Origin of the sequence: Devosia sp. (assembly GCF_034675085.1) — a bacterium.
Taxonomy (GTDB): domain Bacteria; phylum Pseudomonadota; class Alphaproteobacteria; order Rhizobiales; family Devosiaceae; genus Devosia.
Map to the genome: position 1 here is coordinate 1 of NZ_JAUCDN010000195.1, position 6,438 is coordinate 6,438.

At 65.6% G+C, this 6,438-nt stretch carries 5 protein-coding genes; 4 read left to right on the plus strand and 1 reads right to left on the minus strand.

What is annotated here, in order from left to right; translation table 11 throughout:
- A partial coding sequence (gene pabB, locus VDP82_RS12340) for an aminodeoxychorismate synthase component I (protein ID WP_323015147.1) occupies positions 1 to 1,374 on the minus strand: 1,374 nt, incomplete at its 3' end.
- 152 nt (positions 1,375 to 1,526) lie between these two features.
- On the opposite strand from pabB, the gene VDP82_RS12345 reads away from it, so the two are divergent.
- From VDP82_RS12345 to VDP82_RS12360, 4 genes are all read left to right on the plus strand, one after another.
- On the plus strand, positions 1,527 to 1,859 hold the full coding sequence (locus tag VDP82_RS12345; protein ID WP_323015148.1) for a hypothetical protein: 333 nt from the start codon (positions 1,527 to 1,529) through the stop codon (positions 1,857 to 1,859).
- 366 nt (positions 1,860 to 2,225) lie between these two features.
- Positions 2,226 to 4,139 carry a molecular chaperone DnaK gene (gene dnaK, locus VDP82_RS12350; RefSeq protein WP_323015149.1) on the plus strand — a complete coding sequence of 638 codons (1,914 nt, stop codon included), beginning with the start codon at positions 2,226 to 2,228 and terminating at the stop codon, positions 4,137 to 4,139.
- Between the two features lie 162 nt (positions 4,140 to 4,301).
- Positions 4,302 to 5,354, plus strand: coding sequence for an alpha/beta hydrolase (locus tag VDP82_RS12355; protein WP_323015150.1), 1,053 nt, complete (start codon positions 4,302 to 4,304; stop codon positions 5,352 to 5,354).
- A 230-nt stretch (positions 5,355 to 5,584) separates the two neighbouring features.
- On the plus strand, positions 5,585 to 6,438 hold an 854-nt coding region (locus VDP82_RS12360), incomplete at its 3' end, for a molecular chaperone DnaJ (protein WP_323015151.1).

A 6,438-nucleotide genomic window follows, 5' to 3' on the forward strand; every position in this document is an offset into this window, starting at 1 on the left:
CGGCAGCGGCACGGCGGCAAGGGCCGGGCCGGATGCGTCCAGCGTCAGGCGCACGCGCATGGCGGGGGCGGGAAAATCCTGGCCCTGCAACAGCGCCTCAATCGCGGCGCGGTCGCAGGCGAGGCCGAAATATCTTGCGGAAGCGGCGAGCCGGTCCAGATGCCGCTCGAAAAGGGCATAGCCCTTGCCCTCCTGCCAGAGCAGGGTCTCGATGAGGGTGACGGGCGGCTCGGTGAAAAACGCCATCTTGAGAAGGGCCTCCCGATATTCGCTGTCGCTGTCGCTGTCGGCGACGATGCCGCCGCCAATGCCGATCTCGCCGCGCCCCGCCGAATCGATGACGGCGGTGCGGATGGCGACGTTGAGGGTGAGATCGCCATTGGGGGCGAAATGGCCGATGGAGCCGGTATAGACCCCGCGCGGCCCGGCTTCGAGGGCCTGGATGATTTCCATGGCGCGCAATTTCGGCGCGCCGGTGATGGAGCCGCAGGGAAAGAGATTTTCCAAGAGCTGGGTGGTGGTGACGCCGGGCTTGCGGCGGGCGCTTATGCCCGAGGTCATGGTGTGCAGCGTCGAATAGGTTTCGACGCTGAAGAGATCAGTGACCTTTACCGAGCCGATCTCGGCGATGCGCGCCAGATCGTTGCGCAACAGATCGACGATCATCAGGTTTTCGGCGCGGTTCTTGGCGTCAAGGGAGAGGGCGAGGCGGGCGGCTTCGTCGGCTTGCGGGGTGGGTCCGCGCGGGGCGGTGCCTTTCATCGGACGGGCGGCAAGCGCGCGGTTCCGGCTGGAAACGAACAGTTCGGGCGAGCGCGACAGAATCCAGTGGGCGCCGGTATGGATCAGGGCGCCATAGGCAACGGGCTGGCGGGAAACCAACTGTCGGTAAAGCGCCACCGGATCGCCTTCGAGGCGGAAACCAGCCTTGAAGGTGAGATTGACCTGATAGGTGTCGCCCGCCGCGATGAGACGCTTGATTTCGGCAAAGGCGCGGTCATAGGCGGCCTCGTCCAGCATCGGCGCGATATCGCGGGCGCGGCCGAAGGGACCGGCGGCGGCGGCGAGGCGGGTTTCCACTTCGGCAACGGTGAGGCGCTGGGGCGCGTCATAGAGCCCCAGCCAGAGCAAGGGCAGGGCGCCGGGGGCGGGCAAATAGGGCTCCAGGCGCTCCTCGAAAATGAAGCCCAGCTCGTAGGACAAGAAGCCGGCGGCATGCAGGCCGGCGCGATTGGCAGCTTCGAGCCGGGCCAGGGCGGCGCGCGCGCCGGCGGCGTCATGGGCAACGAGAATCTCGCGCGGAGCCGAGAACCAGAGATTGGCACCGGCGGACGCCAGCGAATCGTGGAGCAGCACTGTCCCGGGCGCGAACATGGCGCCGTTCTATCGGCTTTTGCCGCGCCCGTCACCGGGCCCGTTTCGTGAAAAAACCGCCATGCCGGGTGGCGAGCCCTTCCGCCGATTCAGGCAGCTATGCTAGATCGGCGCGCCGGTGGCGAAGGCGCCAGCGGCTCGGGAGATTTCTTATGACGACCACGTTCAAGGGCGCGCTTGCCGCCCTCGCCATTCTGGCCTTTGCCGGCCCCGCCACCGCGCAGACCGTCGAATTCACGCTGATCAACAACAGCTCGCAATCGCTGCATTATTTCTACACCAATCCCAGCAACATGGACTCCTGGGGCGAAGACCTGCTGGGCGAGACCGGCACGCTGGAATCGGGGGAACAGGGCATTGTCACCATCGGCGACGGTTCGGACCAGTGCCTTTACGACTTCCGCTTCGAAACCGGCGAGGGCGCGCTGCTGGAAGTGTCCGAGGTCGATATCTGCGAACTCGACTCCTATACGCTGACCGACTAGATCATTTCACCGTTTAGTAGAAACGGCGAAATGATCTAAGCCTTTGTTTTATCGCGTTTCCGAACCGCAAAACCGGTACCCACTTTTGCGGGAAACGCTTTAGGCGGCGAAACGCGGCGTCACCCCGGCGCAAGGCGGGGGTGGCACCGTGCCTGGGGGAAAGCCACAGCCCGGCAATGCTGTCTTGCCGCGACCGGCCAAATCGATCTTTTGGGCGCTTGAAGCGGCCGGGCACCCCCCCTATATAGCCAGCAAGCCCGCAATTCCGGGCGCATTCCAAGGTAGGGAACCCGGCCTTTCGGGGCAAGGAGCCGCTTCCGAGCGGAGGGCTCCGGCATGGGTTTGCTGAAAGAGAGGCTAGAATAAATGGCTAAAGTCATCGGTATCGACCTGGGCACCACCAATAGCTGCGTGGCAGTGATGGACGGGGCCAACCCCAAAGTCATCGAAAATGCGGAAGGCGCGCGCACCACGCCCTCCATGGTCGCCTTTTCCAAGGACGGCGAACGCCTGATCGGCCAGCCCGCCAAGCGCCAGGCCGTGACCAATCCCGAAAATACGCTTTTCGCCGTCAAGCGCCTGATCGGGCGCCGCTATGACGACAAGATGGTGGAAAAGGACAAGGGCCTGGTGCCCTTCAAGATCACCCGCGCCGACAATGGCGATGCGTGGGTGGAGGCCGATGGCGACAAGTTCTCGCCCAGCCAGATCTCGGCCATGATCCTGCAGAAGATGAAGGAAACCGCCGAATCCTATCTCGGCGAGACCGTGACCCAGGCCGTCATCACCGTTCCGGCCTATTTCAACGACAGCCAGCGCCAGGCCACCAAGGATGCCGGCAAGATCGCCGGGCTCGACGTGCTGCGCATCATCAACGAGCCCACCGCGGCCGCGCTCGCCTATGGGCTGGACAAGAAGAACACCGGCACCATCGCGGTCTATGACCTGGGTGGCGGCACCTTCGACGTCTCGATCCTGGAAATCGGCGATGGCGTGTTCGAGGTCAAATCGACCAATGGCGACACGTTCCTGGGCGGCGAAGACTTCGACATGCGCCTGGTCGACTACCTGGCCGACGAGTTCAAGAAGGAGCAGGGGATCGACCTGCGCAACGACAAGCTCGCCTTGCAGCGCCTGAAGGAAGCCGCCGAAAAGGCCAAGATCGAGCTTTCGAGCGCCACCCAGACCGAAATCAACCTGCCCTTCATCACCGCCGATGCCTCGGGCCCCAAGCACCTGACGCTCAAGCTTTCGCGCTCCAAGCTCGAATCGCTGGTGGAAGATTTGATCCAGCGCACCATCGAGCCGTGCAAGCAGGCGCTCAAGGATGCCGGCGTCGCGGCCAGCCAGATCGACGAAGTCGTGCTGGTGGGCGGCATGAGCCGCATGCCCAAGGTGCAGGAAGTGGTCAAGCAGCTGTTCGGCAAGGAGCCGCACAAGGGCGTCAACCCCGATGAGGTGGTGGCGCTGGGCGCGGCCATCCAGGCCGGCGTCTTGCAGGGCGACGTCAAGGACGTGCTGCTGCTCGACGTGACCCCGCTGAGCCTGGGCATCGAGACCCTGGGGGGCGTGTTCACCCGCCTGATCGATCGCAACACCACCATCCCGACCAAGAAGAGCCAGACCTTCTCGACCGCCGAGGACAACCAGAACGCGGTGACCATCCGCGTGTTCCAGGGCGAGCGCGAAATGGCCGCCGACAACAAGCTGCTGGGCAATTTCGACCTCAGCGGCATTCCCCCGGCCCCGCGCGGCGTGCCGCAGATCGAGGTGACCTTCGACATCGACGCCAACGGCATCGTGCAGGTTTCGGCCAAGGACAAGGGCACCGGCAAGGAGCAGCAGATCCGCATCCAGGCCTCGGGCGGCCTCAGCGACGCCGACATCGAGAAGATGGTCAAGGAAGCCGAGCAGAACGCCGAAGCCGACAAGAAGAAGCGCGAGGCGGTGGAAGCCCGCAACCAGGCCGAATCGCTGATCCACTCGACCGAAAAGTCGCTCAAGGATTATGGCGACAAGGTTTCGGCCGAGGACAAGGCCGCCATCGAGACCGCGCTGTCGGACCTCAGGGGTGTGATCGAGAGCGATGACGCCGAGGCGATCAAGGAAAAGACCGAAGCGCTGGCCCAGGCCTCGATGAAGCTGGGCGAGGCCATGTACAAGGCCAGCCAGGCGGAAGCGGAAGCCAAGGCCAATGGCACTGCCGATGATGGCGAGGACGACGACGTCGTCGACGCCGACTTCGAAGAGGTCAAGGACGACGACAACAAGTCGGCCTGAGCCTGAACGCATATAGGGAAGGGCCCGGCTTCGGCCGGGCTCTTTTTTGTTTGAGGCGAGAAGTTTCACGTGAATCCCTCTTGCCGCAGAATGGGCGCATTGCTGCCGCGATGCCGACCGCTTGGCGCGGTTGAATGCCGCCCGATGAATTTGGATCTATCGATGAACGATTCCCTTCCCCCGCCCGTCGGCGGCCCCACCGATTCCATCGGGCGGCTGGCCGAGCTGATTTCGGGCGACCCGCAGGCGCGGCTCGACGCCGACATGGCTCATGTGCTGGAGCGGCTGGCGGGACTGGGCGCGCGGCCGCTGGACATGCTGACCCCGACGGCGGCGCGGCGCCAGCCCCGGCTGGGCGACGCGGTTGCGGCCATCCTCTCGCCGCAGGGCGAAAACCAGCATGACGATGGGGTGGAAAGCGAAGAAATCGAAATGACCGGGGCCGAAGGGGCGCTGGCGGCGCGGCTCTACCGCCCGCAGGGGCTTGTCGGCCAGAGCCATCCGCTGGTGCTGTATTTCCATGGCGGGGGGTTCGTCACCGGCGATCTCGACAGCCACGATGCCTCGGCCGGGGCGCTGGCGCGGCGCAGCGGGGCGCTGGTGGTTTCGCCAACTTATCGGCTGGCGCCCGAGCACGGCTTTCCCGCCGCCCATGAGGACGCCTGGGCGCTCTGGCTGGACGCGATCAGGCAGGCGCGCGACTGGGGCGCCGATCCAAGGCGCCTGGCGCTGGCCGGGGAGGATGCGGGGGCCAATCTCGCTCTCAACGTGGCGCTGCTGGCTCGCCAGGGCGGCGGCGCGCGGCCGGTGCACCAGTTGCTCATCCATCCCATTGCCGGCACCGACATGACCACGCCCTCCTATGGCGAAACGCTGCGGGCGCGGCCCATCGGCATGGCGGGCATGCGCTGGCGCTTCCGGCACCTGCTGGAGCAGAGCCAGGGGGAGGGCGATGGGCGCCTGGCTTTGGCGGCGCGAAAAGATCTGGCCGGGCTGGCGCCAACGACGATCCTGCTGGCGGAAATCGATCCCCTGCGCAGCGAGGGGGAAGCGCTGGCCGCGGCGCTGGAGGCGGCGGGAATTGCCGTTTCCTGCCGGGTCTATGAGGGCGTGACGCAGGGCTTTTTCGGGCTGGGCCAGGTGGTAACCAAGGCGCTTTTCGCCCAATCGGACGCGGCGGCGGCACTGGCCAGCGCCTTTGCGGGGCGAGGCTAGCCCCATTCTGCGCGATTGATGCGCGGCCCCCGGCTTGCTATGGAGCCCGGGTGGTCTCGCGATAAGGCCCCATACCCCTTGCGGGGCGTGGGGTCGATTGCCATCTAGGGACCAGGACAATTGCCGTTCTGCCTTCCGGCCCGCTCCAAAAAGGGGTCCGCCCGGAAGCGCTTTGACATTTTCCGGTGGGGCGCGCCTGACGCGACCGGCCGCGCATGGAGATCTGACCCTTGGCCAAACGGGATTTCTACGAGGTTCTCGGCGTTGCGAAAACCGTCGACGACGCCGCGCTCAAAAGCGCCTATCGCAAACTGGCCATGCAGCACCATCCCGACCGCAATCCGGGCAATGCCGAGGCGGAAGCCAGGTTCAAGGAAATCAACGAAGCCTACGATACGCTCAAGGACGGGCAGAAGCGCGCCGCCTATGACCGGTTCGGCCATGCCGCCTTCGAAAATGGCGGGGGCCGGAACGGCCACGGCTTCGGCAACGACTTCAACTCCTCCATGTCCGATATCTTCGAAGATATTTTCGGCGACTTCATGGGCGGAGGCCGTCGCGGCGGCGGGGGCGGCGCTGCCCGGCTGCGCGGCGCCGATCTGCGCTACAATCTGGAAATCAGCCTCGAGGAAAGCTTCGAGGGCCGCACGGTGGAAATCGACGTGCCGACACTGGTGGGCTGCACCACCTGCGAAGGCAGCGGGGCCAAGCCGGGCACCGGCACCCATGCCTGCCGCCAGTGCAACGGCCATGGCAAGGTGCGCGCCGCCCAGGGCTTTTTCACCATCGAGCGCACCTGCCCGGTCTGCCAGGGACGCGGGCAGATGATGGACCAGCCCTGCACCGATTGCGGCGGCCAGGGAAGGCGGCAGGAAAACCGCAAGCTCTCGGTCGATATTCCCAAGGGCATCGAGGACGGCACGCGCATCCGCCTGGCCAATGAGGGCGAAGCGGGGCTGCGCGGCGGCCCGCCGGGCGATCTTTATATCTTCATCTCCATCAAGCCCCATGAGCTGTTCCAGCGCGACGGCGCCGATCTTTACGCGCGCGTGCCCATCGCCATGAGCACGGCGGCGCTGGGGGG